22 protein-coding genes are annotated in these 26,398 nt (G+C 70.1%); 14 read left to right on the forward strand and 8 right to left on the reverse strand.

The window, feature by feature from the left end; genetic code table 11:
* Positions 1 to 109: 109 nt before the first annotated feature.
* From ACGGCP_RS25650 to glnII, 3 genes are all read right to left on the reverse strand, one after another.
* Entirely contained in the window at positions 110 to 1,417 is a 1,308-nt protein-coding gene (locus ACGGCP_RS25650) for a glycosyltransferase (RefSeq protein WP_392971152.1), read from the reverse strand.
* Positions 1,414 to 2,769, reverse strand: coding sequence for a glycosyltransferase (locus tag ACGGCP_RS25655; protein ID WP_392971155.1), 1,356 nt, complete (start codon positions 2,767 to 2,769; stop codon positions 1,414 to 1,416). Before ACGGCP_RS25655 ends, ACGGCP_RS25650 begins: the two co-directional genes overlap by 4 nt.
* 260 nt (positions 2,770 to 3,029) lie before the next feature.
* Positions 3,030 to 4,049 (reverse strand): glutamine synthetase GlnII, encoded by a 1,020-nt coding sequence (glnII, locus tag ACGGCP_RS25660; protein WP_392971158.1) that lies wholly within the window; start codon positions 4,047 to 4,049, stop codon positions 3,030 to 3,032.
* Between the two features lie 341 nt (positions 4,050 to 4,390).
* Between glnII and ACGGCP_RS25665 the strand changes: the two genes are divergently transcribed.
* The 5 genes from ACGGCP_RS25665 to ACGGCP_RS25685 all read left to right on the forward strand — a co-directional run bounded on the left by ACGGCP_RS25665 (position 4,391) and on the right by ACGGCP_RS25685 (position 7,466).
* On the forward strand, positions 4,391 to 5,401 hold the full coding sequence (locus ACGGCP_RS25665; RefSeq protein WP_392971161.1) for a hypothetical protein: 1,011 nt from the start codon (positions 4,391 to 4,393) through the stop codon (positions 5,399 to 5,401).
* Positions 5,402 to 5,604: 203 nt separating this feature from the next.
* On the forward strand, positions 5,605 to 5,979 hold the full coding sequence (locus ACGGCP_RS25670) for a hypothetical protein (protein WP_392971164.1): 375 nt from the start codon (positions 5,605 to 5,607) through the stop codon (positions 5,977 to 5,979).
* 84 nt (positions 5,980 to 6,063) lie between these two features.
* Positions 6,064 to 6,441 (forward strand): hypothetical protein, encoded by a 378-nt coding sequence (locus tag ACGGCP_RS25675; RefSeq protein WP_392971167.1) that lies wholly within the window; start codon positions 6,064 to 6,066, stop codon positions 6,439 to 6,441.
* Between the two features lie 62 nt (positions 6,442 to 6,503).
* Positions 6,504 to 6,914 (forward strand): hypothetical protein, encoded by a 411-nt coding sequence (locus tag ACGGCP_RS25680; RefSeq protein WP_392971170.1) that lies wholly within the window; start codon positions 6,504 to 6,506, stop codon positions 6,912 to 6,914.
* Between the two features lie 48 nt (positions 6,915 to 6,962).
* Complete coding sequence (locus ACGGCP_RS25685; protein WP_392971173.1) at positions 6,963 to 7,466, forward strand: hypothetical protein; 504 nt, start codon at positions 6,963 to 6,965, stop codon at positions 7,464 to 7,466.
* Between the two features lie 89 nt (positions 7,467 to 7,555).
* Here the strand turns inward: ACGGCP_RS25685 and ACGGCP_RS25690 are convergent, their stop codons facing one another.
* A complete protein-coding gene (locus ACGGCP_RS25690; RefSeq protein ID WP_392971176.1) occupies positions 7,556 to 9,808 on the reverse strand; it encodes a glycoside hydrolase N-terminal domain-containing protein in 2,253 nt (750 codons plus the stop codon).
* Between the two features lie 72 nt (positions 9,809 to 9,880).
* Here ACGGCP_RS25690 and ACGGCP_RS25695 point away from each other — a divergent pair, with 72 nt between their 5' ends.
* The 4 genes from ACGGCP_RS25695 to ACGGCP_RS25710 all read left to right on the forward strand — a co-directional run bounded on the left by ACGGCP_RS25695 (position 9,881) and on the right by ACGGCP_RS25710 (position 14,533).
* Positions 9,881 to 10,390: a hypothetical protein gene (locus tag ACGGCP_RS25695; RefSeq protein WP_392971179.1), complete on the forward strand. Its 510-nt coding sequence runs from the start codon at positions 9,881 to 9,883 to the stop codon at positions 10,388 to 10,390.
* Between the two features lie 236 nt (positions 10,391 to 10,626).
* Complete coding sequence (locus tag ACGGCP_RS25700) at positions 10,627 to 11,337, forward strand: hypothetical protein (protein WP_392971182.1); 711 nt, start codon at positions 10,627 to 10,629, stop codon at positions 11,335 to 11,337.
* Positions 11,338 to 11,625: 288 nt separating this feature from the next.
* Complete coding sequence (locus ACGGCP_RS25705; RefSeq protein WP_392971185.1) at positions 11,626 to 12,768, forward strand: hypothetical protein; 1,143 nt, start codon at positions 11,626 to 11,628, stop codon at positions 12,766 to 12,768.
* A gap of 391 nt (positions 12,769 to 13,159) precedes the next feature.
* Entirely contained in the window at positions 13,160 to 14,533 is a 1,374-nt protein-coding gene (locus ACGGCP_RS25710) for an NCS2 family permease (RefSeq protein WP_392971188.1), read from the forward strand.
* 82 nt (positions 14,534 to 14,615) lie between these two features.
* Here the strand turns inward: ACGGCP_RS25710 and ACGGCP_RS25715 are convergent, their stop codons facing one another.
* The 4 genes from ACGGCP_RS25715 to ACGGCP_RS25730 all read right to left on the reverse strand — a co-directional run bounded on the left by ACGGCP_RS25715 (position 14,616) and on the right by ACGGCP_RS25730 (position 18,810).
* A complete protein-coding gene (locus tag ACGGCP_RS25715) occupies positions 14,616 to 15,314 on the reverse strand; it encodes a hypothetical protein (RefSeq protein ID WP_392971191.1) in 699 nt (232 codons plus the stop codon).
* 99 nt (positions 15,315 to 15,413) lie between these two features.
* Positions 15,414 to 16,607: an ABC transporter permease gene (locus ACGGCP_RS25720; RefSeq protein ID WP_392971194.1), complete on the reverse strand. Its 1,194-nt coding sequence runs from the start codon at positions 16,605 to 16,607 to the stop codon at positions 15,414 to 15,416.
* Positions 16,604 to 17,473, reverse strand: coding sequence for an ABC transporter ATP-binding protein (locus ACGGCP_RS25725; RefSeq protein ID WP_392971197.1), 870 nt, complete (start codon positions 17,471 to 17,473; stop codon positions 16,604 to 16,606). The genes ACGGCP_RS25720 and ACGGCP_RS25725 overlap by 4 nt, the downstream gene beginning before the upstream one ends.
* A gap of 128 nt (positions 17,474 to 17,601) precedes the next feature.
* Positions 17,602 to 18,810, reverse strand: a complete 1,209-nt coding sequence (locus tag ACGGCP_RS25730) for a nitrate/nitrite transporter (protein WP_392971200.1) — start codon at positions 18,808 to 18,810, stop codon at positions 17,602 to 17,604.
* A 125-nt stretch (positions 18,811 to 18,935) separates the two neighbouring features.
* Here ACGGCP_RS25730 and ACGGCP_RS25735 point away from each other — a divergent pair, with 125 nt between their 5' ends.
* The 5 genes from ACGGCP_RS25735 to ACGGCP_RS25755 are packed head-to-tail and all read left to right on the forward strand — an operon-like array spanning position 18,936 to position 26,390.
* On the forward strand, positions 18,936 to 22,613 hold the full coding sequence (locus tag ACGGCP_RS25735; RefSeq protein WP_392971203.1) for a nitrate reductase subunit alpha: 3,678 nt from the start codon (positions 18,936 to 18,938) through the stop codon (positions 22,611 to 22,613).
* The gene (gene narH / locus ACGGCP_RS25740; protein WP_392971206.1) at positions 22,613 to 24,364 is read left to right on the forward strand and encodes a nitrate reductase subunit beta; all 1,752 of its coding nucleotides are present in this window, start codon (positions 22,613 to 22,615) and stop codon (positions 24,362 to 24,364) included. The genes ACGGCP_RS25735 and narH overlap by 1 nt, the downstream gene beginning before the upstream one ends.
* Positions 24,361 to 24,981: a nitrate reductase molybdenum cofactor assembly chaperone gene (narJ, locus tag ACGGCP_RS25745; protein ID WP_392971209.1), complete on the forward strand. Its 621-nt coding sequence runs from the start codon at positions 24,361 to 24,363 to the stop codon at positions 24,979 to 24,981. Before narH ends, narJ begins: the two co-directional genes overlap by 4 nt.
* Positions 24,978 to 25,724 (forward strand): respiratory nitrate reductase subunit gamma, encoded by a 747-nt coding sequence (gene narI, locus ACGGCP_RS25750; protein ID WP_392971212.1) that lies wholly within the window; start codon positions 24,978 to 24,980, stop codon positions 25,722 to 25,724. The genes narJ and narI overlap by 4 nt, the downstream gene beginning before the upstream one ends.
* 18 nt (positions 25,725 to 25,742) lie before the next feature.
* A complete protein-coding gene (locus ACGGCP_RS25755) occupies positions 25,743 to 26,390 on the forward strand; it encodes a hypothetical protein (protein WP_392971215.1) in 648 nt (215 codons plus the stop codon).
* Positions 26,391 to 26,398: the final 8 nt, after the last annotated feature.

Genomic DNA, 26,398 nt, shown 5'->3' on the forward strand with positions numbered 1-26,398 from the left:
CCGCGCTGATCCGGGCAGTGGGGTGGGGGTGCCGTTGAACCGTCTGTCAATGCGAGCAGAACTATACATCTTCGCTGGTGAAGCAGGTTGCGCAGGGTTCATAGTAGCCTCAGCGGCCGCCGCCGAGCAGTTCGCGGCAGCGGCGTTCGAGGGCTTCGAGCGCGCGGTCGCGGGTGAACTGTGACGCGTACGCCCGGGCGGCTCCGGCGAGGGCTGGGTCGGGGAGCTGCGCCGCCTCGGCGGCGCGTTCCAGAGCGTCGGCGACGTCCCCGGCCTCCAGGCTCGCCGGCTTGAACCAGAGCGGGTAGCGCTCCAGGTACTCCTCGGCCGCGGAGCCGCGCTTGTGCACCGACACGATCGGCTTCCCGGTGGCCATGTACTCGAAGATCTTGCCGGAGGTCACGTAGCGGGAGCCGCCGGCGAGGAAGACCAGCACGTCGGTGCGGGCGTAGACGTTCGCGACGGCGGTCTTCGAGACTGGGCCTTCGTAGCGGATCAGGTCGGGGTCGGGTTCGTCGGCGCTGCGGAATCGGCCGATGCCGAGTTTGCGCTCGAGTTTGACGGCGCCGTCGGCGAAGTACCCGAGGTGCCCGTGGAGGCGCAGCCGCGGTGTGAACGGCGGCCGTCGCGCTTGCAGCTCCCTGAAACCCTCCGCCATGCGGATCACCGGCTGCTGGGCGGTGACGGTGCCGAGATAGCCGTACCGGACCGTGCCTTCAGGCGCCGCCTCGGCTTCGGTCGCGGCGAGGACGTCGGGGTCCCATCCGTTCGGCACCACCGTCATCCGCTCGGCCGTGTCGGGGTAGCGCTTCGCGTGCCAGTCCCGCAGAGCGGTGTTGACGAACGCGACGGCCCCGGCCGATGCCATGAAGTCGGCCTCCCACCGGTACGCGGCGTGCTCGTCAGGGAACGCCGGCTTGTTCGTGAACAGGTCGAGTGTCCACGAGTCGCGGTAGTCGAGCACGTACGGCAGTCCGGTGTCCGCGGCGAGCGCCGCGGCCGAGGCGAATGCGGAGAAGGGGTTTCCGGTGGCGAGGACGAGGTCGAAGGGCTGCTCGCGGTGGAGGCGGAGCCCTTCGTGGTAGGCGTTGCGGGACCAGTCGGCGTACTTCTCCGGGAAGTCCCCGTACCTTCCCAGCGGGTCGCCGCCGCGGCGCGGCAGCAGGCGTTTCCACCTGCCGCGGCGGTCGGTGAACTCCGGGCGCTCGATCCGTACCGCGGGGTCGACGGTCGCGGCCAGGTCCTCGTCGAGTCCGCCGCTCGTCTCCTCGAAGTGGCCGACAGGTCCGGAGAGGACGGTCACGTCCCAGCCGTCGCGGGTGAACCGCTCGGCGACGGCGCGGCTGCGGTACACCCCGCTCGCGCGAGAAGGAGGGAAGAAGAAGGCCAGGTAGAGCAGGCGGGGCCGGACTGTCATCGGCGGGCCCCTGTTCCGTTCCGGCCCCAGCGCCGGGCGATCCGGCTGAGCCGCGGCGCGGGCGCCATCAGCGACCGGACCTGGCCGACCAGGCGCTCGTCGGAGAACGACCCGCGGACCTTCTCGAGCCCGCGCAGGACCTGCGCGTCGTAGGCCGCCTGATCGGCGACGAGCTCGCGTGCCGTCCGTTCGACGTCCTCCGGAGCCGGGTACAGCGCCGCGTCCCCGAAGGTGGGCTCGAGTCTCGGGTCGAGTAGGCAGGGGACTCCGGCGGCCATCGCCTCCAACGGCGCCCGGCCGAACGCCTCGATGCCGTCGTCGGCGAGGTGGTACACGAAGACGTCGATCCCGGCGAGGAACTCCTCGACGGGGACCTCGTCGAACTCAAGGGCGGTCCAGTTGCCCGGCAGTTCGCCGAGGAGGCGCCGCGGGGCCTCGGCCCCGCCGAGCACCGTGATCGCGAAGTCGTCCGAGCCCGGGTAGCAGGCGCGCAGGTTCGCGGCGTCGCTGGGCCACTTGAGCTTTGAGTCGCGGGAGTGGCGGCCGATCCTGATCGGTCCGGGCCTCGGCCGCGCGGGGGCGTCCTCGGCCCACCCGGCGGGGTCGGTGATGTCGTACCAGTACTCCTCGGCGATGTCGATCCCGTCGGTCTCGTCCCGGTGCCAGGTCGTGAGGAGTTCCTTCACGACCGGGCTCGCGCAGTACCAGGTGTGCTCGCCGAGCCAGGACTGGAGCTGCTGATGGACCTCCGGCACGCGCCAGGAGCGCCGCTTCGGTTCGTCCCCGTAGTAGTAGTACGGCGCCTGGTTCACGACGAGGACGGTTCGGCCGCTCTCCACTTCGGGCAGCTCGTCGGCGAGCCGGGTCGCGCACGGCGGGAACCGGACCACGGTCAGGCGGGCCCGCACGCGGTCCCGGCGGCCGACGAAGCGGACGCCTTCGTCGGAGCCCAGGGCGCGGATCTTGGCGTTGACGCCGCGAACCGCGTCGAGCTCGTAGCCGGGTTGGTGGAAGAGCGCCACGGTGAGTCCGGCCTTGCGGAGGGCGGCGACGTCGGCGGCGTTCGAGGCGGTGGTCCCGCCGGGCAGGGAGAGGTCGGAGACGATGAGCACGTCCACGTCGTGCACGGTCGGCTCCGGGCGGGGTTCGGCCCGCCGCTCGTGCCATTTCACGAGCGCCTGAAGCAGTGCGATGCGGTATTCGGGGATCTCGGACTCGTCGCCGACCGAGCGCTTGATGACGGCGAGGGCCTCCTGGTGGAAGCCGTTGAAGAGCCGCGCGGTCCACCGGATGCCCGCGAGGCGCTTGCGGTCGGGGATCGCGGCGTGGTCGAATCGAACGGGCTTCGGCATCCGGAGATGGTCCATTGGCGACGGCCTTCTGAGCGGGGAGGGGATCGGTGTGCCGTCGAGTCGTCAGGGGTTCCGCGGCAGTTGCCACAGTATCAAGGCCGGTCGGTTCGCAGGGCTCACCAGTGGGGCGCAGTGCCGCGGGAAACGGGCGCACTCAGTGTGGTCGGTGTCACTGATGACGCGAATGCTGAAAACGCAGTGCGGCGAAAGGGGCGCCGCGCATCGCGCGGCGCCCCTTGGGCTTTGCTGAGTCCTCGTGGTTAGACGAGGCCCTTCTTCTCCAGGGCGGAGCAGACGGTGTCGACGATCTTGCCGGTCACCAGGTAGGGGTCCATGTTCGCGTTGGGGCGACGGTCCTCGAGGTAGCCCTTCTTGTCCTTCTCGACCTGCCACGGGATGCGGATCGAGGCGCCGCGGTTGGAGACGCCGTAGGAGAACTGGGTGTAGTGGGCGGTCTCGTGGGCGCCGGTGAGGCGGTCCGCGATGCCGTCGCCGTAGACGGCGATGTGCTCGGCGGGCTTGTCGTCCTGGCCGAGGGCCTCGCACGCGGCGATGATGGGCTCGTAGTCCTCGCGCATCGCCTTGGTGGAGAAGTTGGTGTGGCAGCCGGCGCCGTTCCAGTCGCCCTTGGCGGGCTTGGGGTCGATCGTGGCGGACACGCCGAACTCCTCGGCGGTGCGGTACAGCAGCCAGCGCGCGATCCACAGCGAGTCGGAGACCTCGAGGGCCGACGCGGGGCCGACCTGGAACTCCCACTGGCCGGGCATGACCTCGGCGTTGATGCCGGAGATCGGCAGGCCGGCGGCGAGGCAGTTGTCGAGGTGCTTCTCGACGATCTCGCGGCCGAAGATCTCGTCGGCGCCGACGCCGCAGTAGTAGCCGCCCTGCGGGGCCGGGTAGCCGCCCTCGGGGAAGCCGAGCGGGCGGGCGCCCACCATGAAGGTGTACTCCTGCTCGATGCCGAACCAGGACTCCTGGCCCGCGTACTTCTCGGCGATCTCGGCGGTCTTGGCGCGCGTGTTGGTCGGGTGGGGGGTGAAGTCGATGTCCAGGACCTCGCACAGGACCAGGATCGAGTCGCCGCCGCGGATCGGGTCCGGCACGGACTTGACGGGGCGCAGCACGCAGTCCGAGGTGTGGCCCTCGGCCTGGTTGGTGCTGGAGCCGTCGAAGCCCCAGATGCCCGGCTCTTCGCCGGCGGCCAGGATCTTGGTCTTGGAACGCAGCTTGGCCGTCGGCTCGGTGCCGTCGATCCAGATGTACTCGGCCTTGATAGCCATCAGGTAGGAGCCCTTCAAACGGTGATGCGGTCCAGCCTGGCTCGATCCGCACCGTGAAGCAGGAATGCCCGAGCCGTGAAGCTGTGCTGCCACGCTCCCAAAAAGCAATTTCTCGTTCGTTGAAGTCATGTAAACAGTCTGTTAACCGCTGCTGTGTGTGAGCAGCGGGACGCTGTGAGTCCGACTCGCCCTATTTCCAAGGATGAAAGCTATGAGTCTGATTCATCCTATTTTCAATGACAAAATCTGCTTCACCCCGTATCCCCGATCAGTCCCTTTTCGTTCTAACAATTGCGAGCGGCGAGAACGCTCGCGCTCAGGTTCAGGACGAAGGGGAGACGATGGGACGCATCGCCGGAGGCAGCGAGGTCACTCGCCGCTTCAGCGTGCTCCGGTTCCTCCTCGGCGCCGCGCTCACCGCATTCGGGTCCCTGCTTCTGGGGGCCTTCGCGTTGGCCGCATCCGCTTGGGCATCAGACGATTCCGCAGCATCGCAGGGCCTTGCCGCGATGACCGACCCCCTCTCCGCAGAGGTGTCCGACATGTCGCGCCTGGCCGCGCGACTGGTCCCGCAGAACCAGCAGGGACATCGGACGGCAGCGGGGCAGGGGGAGGTCTCGGGGCTGGTGTCGGGCCTGGACGAGCCGGTGGGATCCCTGGTGGGCGAGACGGACGGGGCCGTGCGCACTGCACTGCAGGGCGACGCCGTGCCTGGCCTACTCGACTTGGATGACGAGTCCGTCGGAGACCGCACCGCTGAAGTAGTGGCACCGCTGGTGGGAAACCTCGTGAAGGGAACGGCCTCCATTGCGGACGGCCCGGCCCCCGCGGTGTCCGGTGTCTACGAGACTGTCGCGCCCTCGACCGATCCGGTCGACGCACTGGCGCGACTGGTGACCGATGGCCTGCGCCTCGGCGACGGGACGACGCCCGGGAGCGTCCCCGTCGGTGCCGCAGGACAACCGAGCTTCACCACACTTGCAGCACAGCAGGTCTCGGATGAGGTGGCGGCGTCGCTCCACGGAGCGAACAGTGGCCGGCCGGCCGCCGCCGCCGAGTGCTCCGCCGAACACGAGCGGAAGACGGACGCATCCGCAGTCGAGGACGTGCGCGGCGTGCCGCGCACCTCGGCCAGGCCGTGGCTGTACGACGGCCCCGGACTGCCTGACCTGAAGATCATCCCCGGTGGAGCCACCGGCTCGACCGTTGGTATCAGCGTCGACAGCGGCCACACCGCTGTCTGCGTCTCCCCGTCCGCCGCGGGGGAAGAGGTGTCACTCTCCCGCACGGTGATCGGGGAATTGGGGCGGCCGTTGGACCGCGCCGCCGAGCTGTCCGTCGCCCCAGACTAGGGCCTCCGCGCGTCGGTGCGCGGGGAACTTGAAGTCCGCCTTCAAAATCTCCCTCCGGTTGCAGTGCATGGGGTCTCGAACCCCACGCCCTCCGGCGCCCGACGCGCGGAAGCCAGTCGCACCGCCGTCCCCGAACGGGACGGGAAAGACGATCGCAGTCGCCCGGAACCTCCGGGCGCACAACCCAGAAGGAAACGCAACTCATGCGCAAGGTTCTCACCGTTGCCGCCGTCGCCGCCGGCGCCGCCGCTCTCTCCGCCGCCCCCGCGATGGCCGGCAACAACTCGGGCGTTTCGGCCGGCCCGGTCAGCCTGGTGAACATCGACGCCTCGTCTGCCGCCCACTGGCAGATCTGCGGCCAGAACGTGCTGACCCAGTCCTTCGGCCAGGTCTGCGACAACCGCGACCACATCGGCGAGGGCCCGCAGTCCGGCGTCGACGCCGGCGACGTCTCGCTCGGCAACCTGGACATCTCGTCCGCCGCCCACTGGCAGATCTGCGGCCAGAACGTCGGCGTCGCGCCGTCGCTCGACCAGATGTGCAAGAACTACGACCACATCACGCCCGCCGCGCAGTAGCCGCTGCGGCCGATCAGTCTCCGTCGGGCGGATCAGCTTCCGGCCCGACGGTTCCAAAAAGTACTTCGAATCGGGGGAAACTCAATGCGCAAGTCCACCTACATCATCGCCGCCGCTGCCGGCGTCGCCGCGATCGGCGCGGCCGCCGCCCCGGCGATGGCCGAGAACTCCGGCGTCAACGCCGGTGCGGTGAGCCTGGTGAACGTCGACGCCTCGAGCGCCGCGCACTGGCAGATCTGCGGGCAGAACGTGTTCGCCCAGTCGTTCGACCAGGTCTGCGACAACCGCGACCACATCGGCGAGGGCCCGCAGTCCGGCGTCTGGGCCGGCGACGTGTCCGCCGCGAACCTGGACATCTCGGACGCCGCCCACTGGCAGATCTGCGGCCAGAACGTCGGCGTCGCGCCGTCGCTCTACCAGCAGTGCCTGAACTACGACCACATGCCCAACACCGCGCAGTAGGTCGATCTTCCGGGGCGGGCCCCGCCGGGCCCGCCCCACCAAACTCGAAAGGAAACACAGCAATGCGCAAGACCACTGCTACCGCAGCTTTCGCCGTCGCCGCCGCCGGCGTCGCCGTCCTCGGTGCCGCTTCGCCCGCGATGGCCCAGAACTCGGGCGTCTGGGCCGGCCCGGTCAGCCTCGTGAACGTGGACGCGTCGTCCGCCGCGCACTGGCAGATCTGCGGCCAGAACATCCTGACCACGTCGTACGGCCAGACCTGCGACAACCGCGACCACATCGGCGAGGGCCCGCAGTCCGGCGTCAACGCCGGCGACGTCTCGCTCGCGAACCTGGACGCGTCGTCCGCCGCGCACTGGCAGATCTGCGGCCAGAACGTGCTGACCCAGTCGTACGGCCAGATCTGCGACAACACCGACCACATCTCGGACAACGGCTACCCCGACAAGGGTCACGACCAGGGCGACTACTAGGCCCTAGGTCAGCCTCGGGCCTGGTCGAGCGGTGAGAAGAAGATGAAGATGCGAAACACCACCATGGTCGCGGCCTCGGCCGTCGCCGCCGCGGCAGCCGCGGCGCTCTCGGGCGGAGCCGCCTCCGCGTCCACACCCGACTGGCTGACGGTCGCGAACGTGGACTCGGAGCACGACACGACGCTGCCTTCGGTGTGCGAGACCGGTGAGACCGGCCCGCTCGCCGACACCGCTTGCGGAAGCCTGTTCAGCGCCGACACGGAGGGCACGGCCGAGACCTTCGGCCACGAGCTGCCGGAGTCCCCTGCGGGCTACGGCATGCCGGCCCTCGCGAACGTCGACCTGCGGGACTTCGCCAAGTGGCAGATCTGCGGCGTCGCGGTGGCGAGCTCGATCGAGCCCGCGGAGTGCGACAACTCGATCCCCGGCCCGAAGGAGCCGGTGGGACCCGGAAGCGGGATCTCGCTGGTGAACGCGGAGACCGCCGGAGCGTTCCACTGGTCCGTGTGCGGCATCGCGGTCGCTCAGGCCGGAGAGGCCACCGACTGCTGACCCGACCGGTCAGTGTCGGACCTTCATACCCAAGCGGCCGGAGCCTCATGGCTCCGGCCGCTCCCTTGCGTCCCTTAGCGATTCACGCCTCAGTACTTCACGGTCCAGGTCTGGCCCTCGGCGAGGCGCACGCGCTCGCCGCGCACGATGACCGTGGTGTCGCACGAGGACTTGAGCGACACCTCGGCGACCTCCCCGCCGTGCCAGGCCAGGCGCTCCACGGTGATCCCGCCGCGCGCCCGCAGGCCCCGGACCTCGCCTTCGGGCCAGGCGCCCGGCAGCGCGGGCAGCAGTTCGAGCACGGGCACCCCGTCCACGGCGCGGTGCGACTGGACGAGCATCTCCGCGATCGCCGCCGTCGTCCCGAAGTTCCCGTCGATCTGGAACGGCGGGTGCGCGCACAGCAGCGACGCGTAGACCCCGCCGTCGGCGTACTCGGCGCCTTCGCCGCGGAAGCCCACGGGCGTCAGGAACTCCCCGAGCAGCCGGTGCGCGCGGTCGCCGTCGCCCAGCCGCGCCCACAGCGCGGTCTTCCACGCGAGCGACCAGCCGGTGCCCGCGTCGCCGCGCGCTTCGAGGCTCTTCCTCGCCGCCGCGAGGAGTTCGGGCTCGTCGGCGAACGAGTCGCCGGGGTAGACCCCGTACAGGTGCGAGACGTGCCGGTGGTGCGGTTCGGCCTCCTCGTGCTCGGCGGCCCATTCGAGGAGCCGCCCGTCGGCGCCGATCTTCGGCCCGGCCAGGCGCGGCATGGCCTCCTTGATGCCCTCGACGAGCTGGAGGTCGTCGCCGTGCAGGGCCTCGGCGACCACGTCGGCCGCTTCGAGAACGAACGCGAACAGCTCGCGCACGAGCGTTGCGTCCATCCCGGTGGACTCGTCGACCGCCGAGTTTCCCTCGGGCGTGACGAACTCGTTCTCGGGGCTGGTGGCCGGGCTCGTGACGAGTGTGCCGTCCCTGCCCTCGGAGAGCCGGTCGAACGCGAACCTGGCCGCTCCCAAGGCGATCGGCAGGTGGTCGGCGAGGAACTCCTCGTCGCGCGAGAAGCGCCAGCGCTCGGCGAGGTGCATCGAGAGCCAGAGGCCGCCCATGGGCCAGGCCTGCCAGCAGGCGCGGCCGTTGACCGGGGTGGTCAGGCGCCAGTAGTCGGTGTTGTGGTGGCAGCACCAGCCGCCCGCGTCGTAGAGGCGGCGGGCGGTCTCGCCGCCGGTGCGCGCGAGGTCGCCGACCAGGTCGAACATGGGCTCGTGGAACTCCGGGAGCGCGCAGGTCTCGGCGGGCCAGTAGTTCATCTCCACGTTGATGTTCGTGGTGTAGTCGCAGTTCCACGGCGGGGTGACGTGGTGGTTCCAGATCCCCTGGAGGTTCGCTGCCTGGGTGCCGGGCCGCGAGGACCCGACGAGGAGGTAGCGGCCGAACTGGAACGCGAGCACGGCGAGGTCCTCGTCGGCGGACCCGGCGGCCCGCCGGTGCAGGCGTTCGGCGGTCGTCAGGTTGTCCACAGGAACCTGTGGACGGAGGTCGAGGCCGACACGGTCCATGACCTCGCGGTGCGCGGCGGTGTGGGCGGCGAGGACCTCGGCCCAGCCGGTGTCGGCGGCGCGGCGGGCCTCGACGCGGGCGGTCGCGAGCGCGGCCTTCCCGTCGGGGTCGGAGTGCAGCGCGACGTACGCCTCGATGCTGCGGCAGCCCGTGAACCGGTGGCCGCCTTCGGTTTCGGCGACCTCGCCGTCGCAGCGCAGCTGCGCGTTGAGGCCGAGGCGCCGGACGCCTTCGGTGGTGGAGTAGTCGGGGACGCCGCCCGCGACGCTGATCGGGGCGTGCCCGGTGAAGTCGAGTTCGGCGGGGCCGGTCGCCGCTTCGCCGCCCTCGTGCGGCCAGTCGAAGCGGAGGTCGAGGTCGAAGGGTTCGCTTGCGGTCCAACGCAGGGCGATGACCTGGTACGCGGCGGAAGCGAAGGCCTGCTTGACGACCCGGCCGCGGGTGACCGTGGCGACGCCGTCGCGCAGGTCGAGCTCGCGCCGTTCGGGGGCCTCGTCGTCGGAGTGGACCGCGACGAGTGCCCCGGCGGGCTGGTAGGCCTCGGTGTCCCTGCCCTGCAACTGGGTCACGAGCTGGTCGGCGGCGTAGTAGTCGCCGCGGCGCACGGCCTCGGCGGCCTGCGCGGCGATGCCTTCGACGCCTTCGGGAACGTCCCACGAGCCGTCACCGGACCAGAAGCCGTCCTCGTTCAGTTCGATCCGGGGGCCCCAGAGCATCGCGCCGATGCGGCCTTCCCCGATGGGGAGGCCTTCGTGCCAGGCGCCGGGGGCGGAGTCATAGGTGAGCTTCAATGCTGCTGCCATGCCGCGTATCCTATAGGATCCGGATCCGGGTTTTCACTGCGCGATCCGCGGGCGACATCTACGTTCTCCGTTATGAAATTGAAACAGTTCAGCACGACCGCGTCCGCAACAGTCCTCGCAGGCGGCCTCCTCGGCTCGCTCGCCTTCGCCGCGCCCGCGCTCGCCGCGGTCGAGACAATCTTCATCAACGACGGCAACGTGCCCACGACCGCCGAGGACTTCGAGAACCAGTCCTGCGACAACATCCCGCCCGGCGACATCGACAACGACGAGGACGGCTGGGTGTTCGTCCTCCCCGCCTCGGCCGGAGCCGAAGGCAACTTCATCTCGGTGACCGCGCTCTTCGAGGACGAGGACGGGGACCCGCAGCTTCTCGACACCGACAACGACGGCGGCATCGTCTCGGGCTCGGGCGACAACAAGGCCTACATCGTCTCGCCTGCGGGCTGGACCCTCATCGACGCGTCGGCCGAGGTCGAGGACCCCGACGACGACGCGTTCTTCAACCTGACGCACGCCTGCCCCGGTGAGCCGGGCAACGGCGGGCCCGGCAAGGGTCCCGACCAGGGTGACTTCGAGTAGCGCGGCCATGTGCCGCCGAGAGCGCCAGCACCCGCGGCCCGCATAGGGCCCGTCGAACGCGAACGACCCGCAGCCATGCTGCGGGTCGTTCGCGTTCGGGCCGGACTTCTCCGCTCCTCTGCCTTCCGTTATCTGAATGTGCTGCAACCGCGCGGTCGTTGCGTGCGTGAAGCAAGTGCCCATCATGAATCCGGCACATTCGCTCCCATGGCAGAGAAATACGGAGAGCAACTCAAGTGGAACTCAAGCAACCCTTCAAGACCGTCGGCGCGCTCAGCGTCGCTGCCGCAGCGGGCCTGGTCGGCTCGCTCGCCATCGCCTCGGCCGCGCAGGCCGAGGTCGTCACCATCCCCATCAACCCCGGCAACGTGCCCACGACCGCCGAGGACTTCGAGAACTCCTGCGACAACCTGCCCGCCGACATCGGCTCCGATGTCGACGGCTGGGTCTTCGTGCTCCCGGCCGCCGCCGGGGTCGAGGACAACTTCATCTCCGTGACCGCGACCTTCGAGGACGGCAACGGCGACGTACAGGTCCTCGACACCGACAGCGACGGCGGCATCGTCTCCGGCTCGGGCGACAACAAGGCGTACATCCTCGCCCCGGCGGGCTGGACCCTCGTCGACGCCGAGGCCGACGTCGAAGACCCCGACCAGGGCGCGCAGTTCAACCTCACCCACACCTGCCCGGGCACCCCGGGCGAGGAGGAGACCACCCCGGCCGAGGAGCCGTCTTCGCCCGGTTCGGAGTCCCCGACCGCTCCCGGCTCGGAGAACCCGAGCGAGAGCGGCACGCCCGGCGAGGCCTCGACCTCCCCGGTCGGCTCGAACCTGCCCGTCACCGGCACGCCGCTGACGATCGCCCTCGTCTCGGCCGCGGCCCTCGCCGCGGGCGGCGCCGCGATCTTCATGGTTATGCGCCGCCGCCGCGAGGCCCAGGACTGGTAGTCCGCTGACGCGGCCGGGACCCACGACCCGGCTGCGCGGCTGACACCGCTTCCCCGATACGACGCCCCCGGTCTCCGGACCGGGGGCGTCGTCGTCTTCGCCCCGATTCGATACGTGTTCGCAGGTCAGCTGTTCGGTCGAGTGCGCAGTCATCCGAAAAGGATGCAACGCGGCGGCCCTGGGCTGCGTGGAGTCATCGCCCATCATCGAATACGGCTCCGCCGTAGGCGAATCGGTTGAAACCGGCGCATTCGACCGTTCCGCCCGCTCGCACCATCGGAGAGATCCTTGAACTTCACACGCCGCCACAAGACCCTCGCCGCCGCGGCCGGCGCGGGCCTTACGGGAGCCGTCGCGCTCGCGTTCGCGCTGCCCGCCCTCGCGACGGAGTACGACACCATCTCGATCAACCCGGGGAACGTGCCGACGACCGCCGAGGGCTTCGAGACGAAGAGCTGCGACCAGATCCCCGGGGACACCGCCGACTGGCTCGACGGCTGGGTGTTCGTGCTGCCCTCGTCGGTTCCGGCCGACGGCAACTTCAAGTACATCGAGGCGGTCTTCACGGACGAGGACGGGAACGTCCTGCGCTTCAACACCGACGACGACGGCGGGATCGTCAGCGGCAGCGGCGACAACAAGGCGTACATCGTCACTCCCGCCGGTCTGACCCTCATCGGCGCCGACGCGCAGGTGGACCTCGAGGACGACGACAAGGGCAACGGGAACGGCAACGGGAACGGCAACGGGAATGGGAATGGGAACGGCAACGGGAACGGGGAAGAGACGGGCGCCCAGTTCAACCTGACCCACGTCTGCCCGGCCACTGAGGACGAGCCCGAGCCGACCACGTCTGCTGCGGCGACCACCTCGGAGGAGGAGTCGCCGACCGACGAGCCGACCACCTCTGAGGAGGAGAGCCCGACCGACGAGCCGACCACTTCGGAAGAGGAGTCGCCGACCGACGAGCCGACCACCTCGGAAGAGGAGTCGCCGACCGACGAGCCGACCACCTCGGAAGAGGAGTCGCCCACGGACGAGCCCACGACTTCGGAGGAGGAGAGCCCGACCGACGAGCCGACCACTTCCGAAGAGGAGTCGCCCACCGACGAGCCGACCACCTCCGAAGAAACTTCTCCGACCGACGAGCCGACGACCTCCGAGGAGGAGAGCCCGACCGACGAGCCCACCACCTCTGCGGAGGCGACCACCTCGCCCGCAGCCGAGACCACGGCTCCCGCCGAGGAGTCGTCGAGCCCGGCCGCGACCAGTGCCGCACCGAGCGATGTCGCGACCACGCCTGCCGGTTCTGCGCTGCCGACCACCGGCTCCCCGCTGGTCTGGGTCCTGGCCGCGGCCGGGGTGCTGCTGGTTGCCGGTGCGGTGATCCTCGTGTTCATGAGCCGCCGCCGGGACGCCGAAGAGGCCTGAGGCCCGTTACCGAACTGTTATGCAACCGGCCGAGTCGCCGTCGCGTTTAGCAGTTGTCTCAAGGCAGGAAGCCCGATTCGTCGGGTAGAGGCACTTCGGACTACCGCCCGCTGCTTGACGGTGCGGTCCTTGTCGAGCCCCCGGAATCCTGCCACCGGGGGCTCGACCCTAAGTCGACGCCCCGGAGCCGTCCCCCCCTTGGCTCCGGGGCGTCGCTTGTTTTCCAAGTCATATCGGGTGCGTAAAACTCACATTCGCGGGACCCGAACCCTTTCTCAACCTCGGCGGACCCGGTACATTACCCGCAGGTTCAGTACCTGCCCCGTTACCCTGTTTCCCGAGGTGCCAGCTGCCCGGCATCGCACCACGCCCGCACAGGAGTGCCCGCCACATGGCAACTGACGCCACTGAAGAGAAGAAGGACGCGCCGCAGCTCGGCAGCGTCGACAAGTTCTTCGGGATGACCGAGAACAAGACCAACTGGAAGCGCGAGGTCCTCGCCGGGACCACGACCTTCCTCGCGATGGCGTACATCCTCGCCGTCAACCCAGGCATCCTCAGCTTCGCGCTGTCCGGGGCCGGGGTCGACGCTCCGAACCCGGGAGCGGTGTTCACCGCGACCGCGCTCGCCTCCGCGCTCGGCTGCCTCGTCATGGGCCTGTGGGCCCGCTACCCGATCGCCACCGCTCCCGGCATGGGCCTGAACGCGTTCTTCGCGTTCACCGTGGTCCTGACCCTGGGTATCCCGTGGCAGACGGCCCTGACCGGCACGCTCGTGTCCGGCGTGCTGTTCTTCATCCTCGCCGTCACCGGTGCGCGCGAGGCGATCGTGAACGCGATCCCGGCGCAGCTGAAGCTCGCGGTCGGCGCGGGCATCGGCCTGTTCATCGCGTTCATCGGCCTCAAGGGCGGCGAGATCGTCCAGGCCTCCGACGCGACCTTCGTGACCATCGGCGACTTCACCGACGGCACCGTGCTGCTCACCATGTTCGGCCTCATCGTCACCGCCGTGTTCATGGTCCTGGGCTGGAAGGGCGGCGTCTTCTACGGCATGCTCGCCACGCTGGCCCTCGGCGTGATCACCGGCGTGATCGACCTGAAGCTCGCCGAGGGCTTCACGCCGAACCTCGACTCGTTCGGCGCGGCCTTCACCGGCTTCGAGGACGCGTTCACCGTGCACATGATCGCGGTCATCCTGACCATGCTGTTCGTGGACTTCTTCGACACCGCCGGGACGCTGTTCGCCGTCGCCGGCCAGGCGGGCCTGGTCAAGGAGGACGGCAAGCTGCCGCGCGCGGGCCGCGCCCTCGCGACCGACTCGATCGCCACTTCGGCGGGCGCGGTGCTCGGCACCTCGACGACGACGGCGTACATCGAGTCCACCGCGGGCGTCTCGGTCGGCGGCCGCACCGGGCTCACCGCGGTGACGACCGGCTTCTGGTTCCTCGTGTCGCTCGTGGCGTTCCCGGTGTTCGGCCTGGTCGCCAACAACCCGGCGGTCACGGCGCCCGCGCTCATCGTCGTGGGCGTGCTCATGGCGAAGGCGCTCGGCCAGATCGAATGGGCCAAGCTGGAGTACGCGATCCCGGCGTTCCTCATCGTCGCCGTGATGCCGCTGACCTACTCGATCTCGAACGGCATCGCCATGGGCCTGGTGTTCTTCCCGGTGATGATGGCCGCGAAGGGCCGCTGGAAGGAAGTCCACCCGATCGCCTGGGTGCTCATGCTCGCCTCGGTCGGCTACTTCCTCTTCTTGACGGAGTAAGACGCGCAAAGCGAAAGGGCCCGGGATCAGATCCCGGGCCCTTTTCCGTGCGGATGCGCGTCGCCTCGCTCAGGCGGGCCGCCTACGCGGGCAGGTAGGTCGTCACCCAGTAGGTGATGATCTCGTCGACGCCGTTCTCGGCTTCCCGCATGCTCTCCGAGGAGGCGACGGTCAGGCGGCCGGTCTCGGTGTTCCACACGCACAGCGACGTGCCCGCGCTGAGGCCGGTGGCGCCGTCGTCGGCGAAACTGAGCTGGATGTTCAGTGCGGCGTTCGCGCCCCCGGCCGCGGTGACGGCGTCCATGCAGTCCTCGGGGGAGGGGGCGGCGGCGTCCAGGGCGGCGCCGACGGCGGTTCCCGCACTGGTGAGCGAGGCGACGTAGAGCCCGTCCCCGTTCTCGCACGGGTTCCAGATCAGGTCGTCGCCGTCCTCGACGCGGAGCCCGGAGGTCGCCGCGGGCTGGATCGTGCCCTCGACGCCGGCGTCGAAGTCGACGTGCAGGTACTGGCACTCGCCCGAGCTGTTCACCACTTTGGAGAGTACGAGCTCGCCGCCGTCGCCTTCCTGCGTCCAGGAGGAGGAGGCGGGCGCGGCCTGGTCCTCCTCGGTGCCCGCTTCGGCGGGTGCACCGGTCGTGGCGGCGGTGGTGTCGGCTGGTTGCTCGGGCGGGTTGTCGCCGCCGCGGAGCTGCTGGACGCCGACGAGGATCCCCACGATGCTCGCGACGACGCCGACCACGGCCGCGATGGCGCCGAACACGCCCTTTGCAGAATTGGTCACAGCGACACCGTACTGCGGTGCGACCAGTGCCGGGGGACCGGCGGACGCGGGGACGGCGGCGGGCCGGACGCGTGCGTCCGGCCCGTTCCGCTTGTGGCGCTAGTCCGCTCGGCGCAGCGCTTCTGTCAGCTTCAGGCGCGAGCCGGTGTACAGCACCGAGCGCTTGTAGAGCTGCGCGCCGAGTGCGAGCGCTCCGGCGGCCGCGACGACGAGGAGCCCGATGGCGAGAGCGATCTCCCAGGCCGGGACCTCGGTGACGGCCATGCGGGTGGGCATGGCGATCGCCGAGAACGGCGGCACGATCGACAGCACTTCTGCGAACGTGCTCGTGGGCGCGTTGAGCAGGAAGATCGCGCCGACGTAGCTCAAGGTGAGCGACATGATGAGCGGGGTCAGGACCGATCCGGCCTCCTCCTGGCGGGAGACGAGCGAGCCGACGCCGCCCGCGAGCGTTCCGAAGAGGACGAGCGCGATGAGCCACCAGCCGATCGTGGAGATCGCCGCCGAGGCGGTGCCGGGCGGGAGGTCGCCGAGGACGCCGGTGGCGGCGGAGACGCCGAGGCCGACGCCGACCATCGCGACGAGGTTCACCAGGGAGATCACGCCGAGGCCGATGACCTTGCCGCCCAGGAGCTGCCAGGGCTTGAGGCTGGTCAGGAGGATCTCGACGATCCGGCTCGACTTCTCCTCGACGACGCCCATCGCGATGTACTGGACCGGGGTCATGAGCATCATGAACATGATGATGGAGATGACCAGGCCGGTGAAGTAGTTCGTGGCCGGGTCGGTCTCGCCTTCGGAGAGGGAGACGGTCTCGAGCGGCTTGGCGGTGAGCGCGGCGGCGATCTCGGCGTCGCTGAGTCCGGCGGCGGCGAGGTTGGTCTGGATGGTCGCGGCCTGCCAGGCGGCGTCGAGCTGGGTCTGGAGGGCGTTGTCGACGGACTCCTCGCTGTAGAGGGTGCCGTCGGCGACGGCCGCGTCCACGTCGCCGTCCTTGACGGCCGCCTCGGCCTCGTCGGCGGTGTCGTACATGGTGACGTCGTAGCCGCCCAGGGCGTTCAGCTGGGCTTCCATCGCGGGCGCGGCGGTCCCGGCGAGGCCGATCTTCTCGTCCTCGTCGCCGCCGCTGAACGCGCCGAGGATCGTGGGCAGGGCCGCGAGCGCGCCGACGATGACGACGGTGATGATGAGGCTGATGATGTTCGACTTGGCGAGGCCGCGCACGCGGATCTCGCGTCCGGCCACGAGCATGAGCCCGCGCATGCGGGAGGCCTCGGGGATCTGGGCGCTCATCGGGTCACGGCCTCTCGGAAGATCTCGGCGATGGTGGGCTGGTCGTACGCGAAGTGGGTGACGCGCCCGGCGGCGGCGGCGATGCGCAGCACCTCCTGGTCGTCGGCGTCCTCCACGAGGTAGTCGTCGCCGTCGCGGGTGACGGTGCCCGGCAGCGAGCCGGTGAGGTCCTGGGCGGTCTGGACGCTCACGCGCAGCTGCTTGACCTCCTTGGCCTTCAGCTCGTCGACCGATCCGGCGGCGATGATCTTCCCGTTGCCGATGATGACGACGGAGTCGCAGAGCCGCTCGATGAGGTCGAGCTGGTGGCTGGAGAAGATGACGGGCGCGCCGTCGGCGGCGCGGTCCTTCAGGGCGGTGCCCATGACGTCGACCGCGAGCGGGTCGAGGCCGGAGAACGGCTCGTCGAGGATGAGCGCCTCGGGGTCGTGCACGAGGGAGACGGCGAGCTGGACGCGCTGCTGGTTGCCCAGGGACAGGTCCTGCACGAAGTCGCCGGCGCGCTCGGTCAGGTTGAGCTGCTCGAGCAGGTCGGCGGCGGACCGCTTCGCCTGGGCGCGGGTCATGCCGTGGAGTTCGCCGAAGTACGCGATCTGCTCTGCCGTCTTCATCTTCGGGTACAGGCCTCGTTCCGAGGGCATGTAGCCGAAGCGGCGGCGGGCCTCGACGTCGAGCGGTGCTCCGTTGTAGACGATCCGGCCGCTGTCGGCGGCGAGGACGCCCATGGCGATGCGCATGGTGGTGGTCTTCCCGGCGCCGTTCGCGCCGACGAACCCGACCACTTCACCGGGGGCGGCGGTGAGCGAGACGCCGTCGAGGGCAACGGTGTCGCCGAACCGCTTGTGAAGGTCCTTGATTTCGAGCATGCCCCCACCCTAGGACGCGGAGCGGGCCGGTTCCTCCGCCTTGAGAGGGATACCGGCCCGGCCGCTTCATTCGCGAGGAGTAATCGGGTCGGCTTCAGGGCGTTCCGGGTTCCTTCGCGAAGACCGGCTCAGCCCGGCTTCGGGACGTTCCGGAACGCCTTGAGCGTGAACAGCCCGACCAGGAGTGCAGTGACCGCCAGCAGCAGCAGGCCGATCGTGTAGTCCCCGTTGGCCTGGTAGTTCGCGCCCATGATGAGCGGCGGGAAGTATCCGCCGAGGCCGCCCGCCGCGCCGACGATCCCGGTGACGCCGCCGACGCGGGCGGGGTCGACGAGTTCGGCGACGAGCGCGAACACGCCGCCGGTGCCCAGGCCGAGGAACAGGGCCATGAGGACGAAGGCGGTCCCGGCCGGGATCTCGAGGGGCGGTTCGAAGGCGAGGACCACGGCCATGATCGCGGCCCCGAAGAAGGAGGTGAGGCAGACCTTGAGCGGCCCGACCCTGTCCGAGAGGATGCCGCCCGCCGGGCGGGCGACGACGGCGGCGAGGCTGAACCCGGCCGTGCGCAGGCCCGCGTCGGTCTGGGAGAGGCCGTATTCGGCGACCAGCATCGTCGGCAGGTAGGTCGAGAACGCGACGAAGCCGCCGAACGCGATCGCGTACAGCAGCGACATCTGCCAGGTGACCTTGAGCTTCATGACGGTTTTGAGACGCGGCAGCGCCGGGTCGGTGGCGGGCCGCCACTCGGGCGCGTTGCGCGCGAACGTCCACGTGATCACGCCCATGACGGCGAGCGCGCCGCACATGACCAGGTGCGTGGGCAGGAGCCCGATGCCTTCGACCAGCCGGGGCGTGAAGAACGCCGAGAGCGCGGTGCCGCCCATGCCCGCGCCGAAGATCCCGGTCGCGAAGCCGCGCTTCGCGGGCGGGTACCAGGCGTTGACGAACGGGATGCCGACGGCGAACGAGGTGCCCGCGATGCCGAGCAGGAACCCCGAGACCAGCAGGGCCGCATACGAGTTGCCCGAGAGACCCACGAGGAGGACCGGGACGATCGCGACGAAGCAGGAGGCGGTGAGCATGACCCGGCCGCCGAGCTTGTCGGTGAGGATCCCGGCCGGGATGCGCCCGACCGCGCCGACGAGCACGGGGAACGCGACGAGGACCGACACCTGGGTCGGGTCGAGGTCGAGCTTGTCCCCGTAGGTCTTGGAGAGCGGGCCGATGAGGTTCCACGCCCAGAAGGTGAGCGCGAACGCGGCGGTCGCGAGCGCCAGGTTGGCCCCGGCCCCGCGCTGCACCGTGGCCGAAGTCGCGGCGGTTGCGGCACTGGTCATCGCGTTCCCCTCCCCGTGGCGGGCCGCGTTCGGGGCCCGTGGACAGTATGCCGATTCGTCCTCTTCGGAGGCGTGAAAGCGCCTAATCTGGGCCCGACCGCCCCCGACCCGAGGAGTGAGCAGCGATGGCACAGCACCGAGCGGCGACTCCTGAACGCGCGGCCGGGAACCTGCTCCTGCGCACCGGCGTCCACCTCACCCGTTCTGAGTCCACTGAGGACATGCGAGTGGTGTTCAAGGAGGGCGGCCGCGAAGGGGACGTGTTCTACCGCGACCGCTGGAGCCACGACAAGGTCGTGCGCTCGACGCACGGCGTCAACTGCACGGGTTCGTGCTCGTGGAACGTGTACGTCAAGGACGGCATCATCACCTGGGAGACCCAGGCGACCGACTACCCGTCGGTCGGCCCCGACCGGCCCGAGTACGAGCCGCGCGGCTGCCCGAGGGGTGCGGCGTTCTCCTGGTACACCTATTCGCCGACGCGGGTGCGGTACCCGTACGGGCGCGGCGTCCTGGTCGAGATGTTCCGCGAGGCCAAAGCGCGCCTTGGGGATCCGGTCGCGGCTTGGGCGGAGATCACCACGGACCCCGAGAAGCGCCGCCGCTACCAGTCGGCGCGCGGCAAGGGCGGGCTCGTGCGCATCACCTGGGACGAGGCGGTCGAGATCGCGGCCGCCGCGCACGTCCACACGATCGGCGCGTACGGCCCCGACCGGGTCGCCGGGTTCAGTCCGATCCCGGCGATGTCGCAGGTCTCGCATGGCGTGGGCGCGCGCTTCGTGAACCTGCTCGGCGGTTCGATGCTGTCGTTCTACGACTGGTACGCCGACCTTCCGGTGGCGTCCCCGCAGGTCTTCGGTGACCAGACGGACGTGCCCGAGTCGGGGGACTGGTGGGACGCGGCGTACCTGGTGCTGTGGGGCTCGAACGTGCCCGTGACGCGGACCCCGGACGCGCACTGGATGACCGAGGCCCGGTACCGGGGCCAGAAGGTCGTCACGGTCGCCCCCGACTACAACGACGCCGCGAAGTTCGCGGACGAGTGGCTGGCCCCGCACCCGGGGACCGACGGCGCGCTGGCGATGGCGATGGGCCACGTGATCCTCAAGGAGCACTTCGTCGACCAGCGCACGGAGGCCTTCGAGGAGTATGCGCGCAAGTACACCGACCTGCCGTTCCTGGTCGAGCTGGTCGAGCGGGACGGCCGCCTCGTCCCGGGCAAGTTCCTGCGCCGCGACGCCCTGCCGGGGGAGGAGCCGTACGCGGAGTGGAAGCCGGTCTTCATCGACGAGCGCTTCGACGCGCCGCGCGCGCCGCACGGCACCCTCGGGCACCGCTGGGACGAGGAGCGGCCGGGCAGGTGGAACCTCGACCTGGAGGGCGCCGAGCCACTGCTGACCTGCTACGACGTAGAAGGCGAGACGGCGGCGGTCGCGTTGCCGCGCTTCGACGGCAACGGCGACACCACATTGCGGGGCGTCCCGGTCCGGCGGGTCGCCGATCGCCTGGTCACCACCGTCTTCGACCTGCTGCTGGCCCAGTACGGCGTCGCGCGTCCGGGCCTGCCCGGGCTGTGGCCCTCCGGGTACGACGACGCGTCGCAGCCGTGCACGCCCGCCTGGTCGGAGTCGATCACCAATGTGCGGGCCGACCGCACGATCCGCATCGCCCGCGAGTTCGCCGCCACCGCAAGAGATTCGGGCGGACGCGCGATGATCGTGCTCGGCGCGGGCACGAACCAGTGGTTCCACGGCGACACCATGTACCGGGCGTTCCTGACGCTCCTGCTGCTCACCGGCTGCCAGGGGAAGAACGGCGGCGGCTGGGCCCACTACGTCGGGCAGGAGAAGTGCCGGACCCTGACCGGTTGGGCCGCATACGCGTCGGCGATGGACTGGACGCGGCCCGCGCGGTTCATGGCCGCGACCCCGTACTGGTACCTGCACACCGACCAGTGGCGGTACGACACCTACAAGTCGGACGCCCTCACTTCGGCTACAGGCCCCGGTCGCCTGGGATCTACCCACACGGCCGACCTCGTCGCGGCCTCGGCCCGCATGGGCTGGATGCCGTCGTACCCGACGTTCAACCGCAGCCCGCTGCTCCTGGCCGAGGAGGCCCGCGAGGCCGGGCTCGCGCCCGCCGACTACATCGCCCGCGAACTCGCCTCCGGCGACCTGCGCTTCGCGTGCGAGGACCCGGACGCGCCCGAGAACTGGCCGCGCGTGCTCACGGTGTGGCGCGCGAACCTGTTCGGCTCCAGCGCGAAAGGCGACGAGTACTTCCTCAAGCACCTGCTCGGCACCCAGAACTCCGTGCAGGGCGAGGAGGCGGGCCCGGCCGACCGTCCCGACGACGTCGTCTGGCACGGCCAAGCGCCCCAAGGGAAGCTCGACCTGCTGCTCTCCATGGACTTCCGCATGACGAGTACGACGCTCCTGTCGGACATCGTGCTCCCGGCCGCCACCTGGTACGAGAAGCACGATCTGTCCACAACGGACATGCACCCGTTCGTGCACGCCTTCTCGCCCGCGATCGACCCGCCCTGGCAGGCCCGCACCGACTTCGAGTCCTTCCACGCGCTCGCGCGCCGTTTCTCCGAGCTCGCCGCGACCCACCTCGGCGTCGCCCAGGACCTGGTCGCCGCCCCGCACCAGCACGACACGCCCGGCGAACTCGCCCAGCCCGGCGGCACCGCACCGGACTGGAAGGCCGCCGGTGTCCGGCCCGTCCCGGGCAAGACGATGCCCGCGATCATCAGCGTCGAACGCGACTACCCGGCCGTCGCCGAGAAGATGGCCGCGCTCGGGCCGCTCGTCAAGAAGCTCGGCCTGCCCGTCAAGGGCGTCTCCTTCACGCCCGACAAGGAAGTGGACTGGCTGGCCGCCCGCAACATGACCGTCGCCGTCGGCCCCGCCGCCGGCCAGCCGCGCCTGGACACCGACGTCAAGGTCTGCGAGGCCATCCTGGCCCTCTCCGGCACCAGCAACGGACGCCTTGCCGCCCAAGGCTTCGAGCGGCTCGCCGCCCGCGTCGGCACCGACTTCGACGAGCTCATCCACGGCTCGGCCGAACGCCGCGTCGTCTTCGCCGACACCCAGCACGGGCCCACGCCCGTGGGCGCGAGCCCCGAATGGTCCGGCAAGGAGGCGCACGACCGCCGCTACTCGCCGTTCACCATCAACCTCGAGCACGACAAGCCCTGGCACACCCTCACCGGCCGCCAGCACTGCTACCTCGACCACGACTGGATGCACGAGTTCGGCGAGGCCCTGCCCGTGTACCGGCCGCCGCTGAACATGCACCGGCTCTTCGGCGAGCCCGAGGTCGGGCCGCACGGCGAGCGCGCCGTCGCCGTCCGGTACCTCACCCCGCACTCCAAGTGGTCCATCCACTCCGAGTACCAGGACAACCTGCTCATGCTCACGCTCTCGCGCGGCGGCCCCAACATCTGGATGAGCCCGCAGGACGCCGAAGCCATAGGGGCCCAGGACAACGACTGGGTCGAGGCGGTCAACCGCAACGGCGTCGTCGCCGCCCGCCTCGTCGTCTCGCACCGGATGCCGCAGGGGACGGTGTACATGTACCACGCGCAGGAGCGCGTGGTCGACGTCCCGAAGACCGAGACCACGGGCAAGCGCGGCGGCATCCACAACTCGCTCACCCGCCTGCTCGTCAAACCCACCCACCTCATCGGCGGGTACGCGCAGTTCTCCTACGCGTTCAACTACATCGGCCCCACCGGCAACCAGCGCGACGAGGTCACCGTCGTCCGCAAGCGCACCACGGAGGTCCAGTACTGATGGCACAGCGCATCGGCAAGGTCATGGCGCAGGTCGCCATGGTCATGAACCTCGACAAGTGCATCGGCTGCCACACCTGCTCCGTCACGTGCAAGCAGGCCTGGACCAACCGCGGCGGCGTCGAGTACGTCTGGTTCAACAACGTCGAGACCCGCCCCGGCCAGGGCTACCCGCGCCGCCACGAGGACCAGGAGCGCTGGCAGGGCGGCTGGAAGCGCACGGCCGCAGGCAGGTTGAAGCCGCGTGCGGGCGGGCGGCTCAAGAAGCTCGCGACGATCTTCGCCAACCCGAAGATGCCGTCGATCCAGGACTACTACGAGCCCTGGACGTACGACTACGAGCACCTCGTCACCGCGCCGCTCGGCGACGACATCCCCGGCGCGCGGCCGCGCTCGCTCCTCACCGGCGACCCGATGCAGATCAAGTGGTCGGCGAACTGGGACGACGACCTCGCGGGCGGCGAGGAGCTCGGTTCGCAGGACCCGATCGTGCAGAAGATCGGCGACAAGGTGAAGTTCGAGTACGAGCAGAGCTTCATGTTCTACCTGCCGCGCATCTGCGAGCACTGCCTCAACCCCAGCTGCGTCGCGTCGTGCCCGTCCGGCGCGATGTACAAGCGCGCCGAGGACGGCATCGTCCTCGTCGACCAGGACAAGTGCCGGGGCTGGCGCATGTGCGTGACCGGCTGCCCCTACAAGAAGGTGTACTTCAACCACAAGACCGGCAAGGCCGAGAAGTGCACGCTCTGCTACCCGCGCGTCGAGGTCGGGATGCCCACGGTCTGCTCCGAGACCTGCGTGGGACGCCTGCGCTACCTCGGCGTCGTCCTCTACGACGTCGAACGCGTCGGCCGCGCCGCCGCCGTCAAGGACGAGCAGGCGCTCTACCCGGCCCAGCTCGACGTGTTCCTCGACCCCGACGACCCCGAGGTCCAGGCCGCCGCCCTGCGCGACGGCATCCCGCAGCGCTGGATCGACTCGGCCCGCCGCTCGCCGGTCTACGCGCTCGCCAAGCGGTTCCGCGTCGCCCTGCCGCTGCATCCGGAGTACCGGACGATGCCGATGGTCTGGTACATCCCGCCGCTCTCGCCCGTGGTCGATGCCCTGAGCGAGACCGGACACGACGGCGAGGACGCCGGGAACCTCTTCGCGGCCGTCGACACGCTCCGCATCCCGGTCGAGTACCTCGCCGAGCTGTTCACCGCTGGCGACGTGGCACCGGTGAAATCGGTGCTGCACAAGCTCGCGGCGATGCGCGCGTACATGCGCCGCCTCAACCTCGGCGAGCAGCCCGACGAGACGATCGCCGAAGCGGTCGACCTGAGCGGCAAGGACATCGAGGAGATGTACCGGCTGCTCGCCATCGCGAAGTACGACGACCGGTACGCCATCCCCACCGCCTACGGCGTGGACGAGGCGGACCGGGGCGTCATCGAGGAGATCGGCTGCTCCCTCGACTTCGAGGGCGGCCCCGGCATGGGCGGGCCCTTCGGCGAGGCCTCCGGGATCCCGCAGCCCGCCAGCGTCGAGACGTTCCACGCCTTGCGCGACCGCCAGACCAGCGACGACTCCGCCGGCGCCGCCCGCCGCTTCAACCTCCTCAACTGGGACGGCAACGGCAGGCCGCCGGGGCTGTTCCCGGGACGGGACCAGAGGAGCAGTCCGGGACGGGACCGGAAGAGCAGTCCGGAACGGGACCAGAAGAGCAGTCCCGACCGCCAGAACCAGGACCAGAACGAGGAGGCGAAGTGAACGAGGCCGTCGTACGCCAAGCCGCCGCGATGCTCCTGTGCTACCCGGACCAGGCGTTCTACGAACGTCTGCCGCTCATCGAGAGCGCGCTGGCGGAGCAGGAGCCGACGCCGCTCGACGCGTTCTGCAAGCACGCCAGGGAGACCGGCGAGCTCGACCTCGGCGCCGAATACGTCCGGACCTTCGACCTCAAGCGCCGCAGGGCGCTCCATCTCACCTACTACACCGACGGCGACACACGACGACGCGGCCACGCGCTGGCCCGGATCAAGGAGATCTATGCGGCCTGCGGATGGCGGCTCGACCCCGGCGAACTCCCCGACCACCTGGCGGTGGTCCTCGAATTCGCGGCCAGAGGCGATGCCGTCCAAGGCATGCGGCTGCTCGCGGCCTTCCAGCCCGCCGTCGAGCTGCTGCGCGCCGCCCTCCACGACTGCGGCAGCGCCTACGCCGCTGTCCTGGACGCCGTGGCCGCAACCCTCCCGCCCTCCGACGAAGCCCGCCGCGAGGCCGCGCGAATGGCCGCCGCAGGACCCCCGGTCGAGGACGTAGGGCTCGACCCGTTCGGCGGCAAGGTGGCACTCGGTATGCCGATGGCGATGGGAGCCAAGCGATGAGCGACCCGACCACCGTCGACTACCTGCTGTGGGGCGCGCTGCCGTACGTCGTGCTCGCGGTCCTCGTCGGCGGCACCGTCTGGCGCTACCGGTACGACCGCTTCGGCTGGACGACCCGCTCCTCCCAGCTCTACGAGTCGCGGATCCTGCGGATCGCCAGCCCGGTGTTCCACTTCGGACTCCTCGTGGTGGTCATCGGCCACGTCGTGGGCCTGCTGATCCCGGAGGCCTGGACCGACGCAGTCGGCGTCACCGACGACATGTACCACGCCACGGCCCTCTCCCTGGGCGCCGTCGCGGGCGTGACCACCCTCGGCGGCATCGCCCTCCTCATCTGGCGCCGCCGCACCAACGGCCCGGTCTTCAGCGCCACCACGGTCAACGACAAGGTCATGTACCTCGTCCTCGTCGCCGCGATCCTCGCCGGGCTCACCACGACACTGCTCTCCGCGGTCGCGGGCCTCAACGGCGCCACCGAGGTCGACTACCGCGAGACCGTCTCGCCGTGGTTCCGCAGCATCTTCGTCCTCCAACCGGACGTCGCCGCCATGACCGCCGCGTCCGCCGACTTCAAGCTCCACGCCCTCATCGGCCTGACCCTGTTCGCGCTCTTCCCCTTCACCCGCCTCGTCCACGCCTTCAGCGCACCCGTCTGGTACCTCTTCCGCCCCTACGTCGTCTACCGCACCCGCGACAAGGAGCCGACCCAGGCGACCCGCCCGATCCGCCGCGGCTGGACCTAGCCCGCTACCTTCATTCCCGTGGAGCGCAACGAGACCGAACGCCTGCGGCACGTGTACTGGATCGGCGGGGGGAGCGGCGCGGGGAAGTCGACCGTGGCCGCCGCGCTCGCCGACCGGTACGGCCTGCGCCTCTACGGCACCGACGAGTCGATGCCGGACCACGCGAAGCGCACCACCGCCGCCGAAGCGCCGCACCTCCACCGGTTCGCCGCCATGACCATGGACGAGCGCTGGCTCGACCGCTCCCCTGAGGTCATGCTCGAGACGTTCCACTGGTTCCGGGGTGAGGCGTTCCACCTCATCGTCGAAGACCTGCTCGCCATGCCGAAAGACCGGGGCATCGTCGTCGAAGGGTTCCGGCTCCTCCCGCACCTGGTCGCGCCGCTGCTGGCCGACCCGACCCGGGCCGTGTGGCTGCTGCCGAGCCCCGAGTTCCGCGCCTGGGCGGTCGACAAGCGCGCGAAGGAGACGCGAAGGCCCGGCTTCATCGAGCAGACCAGCGACCCCGAACGGGCGGGACGGAACCTCGCCGAACGGGAGCGGATGTTCGCCGACCGGCTGCGGATCGAGACTCGCGAACTCGGGCTGCAGACGATTACAGTCGATGCGGCCGTATCGGAAAGCGAAGCGGTCCACCGCGTCGCCGACCTTTTCGGCCTCCGGTGAGCCCCTGG

Origin of the sequence: Glycomyces sp. NPDC048151, assembly GCF_043202775.1 — a bacterium.
Taxonomy (GTDB): domain Bacteria; phylum Actinomycetota; class Actinomycetes; order Mycobacteriales; family Micromonosporaceae; genus Glycomyces.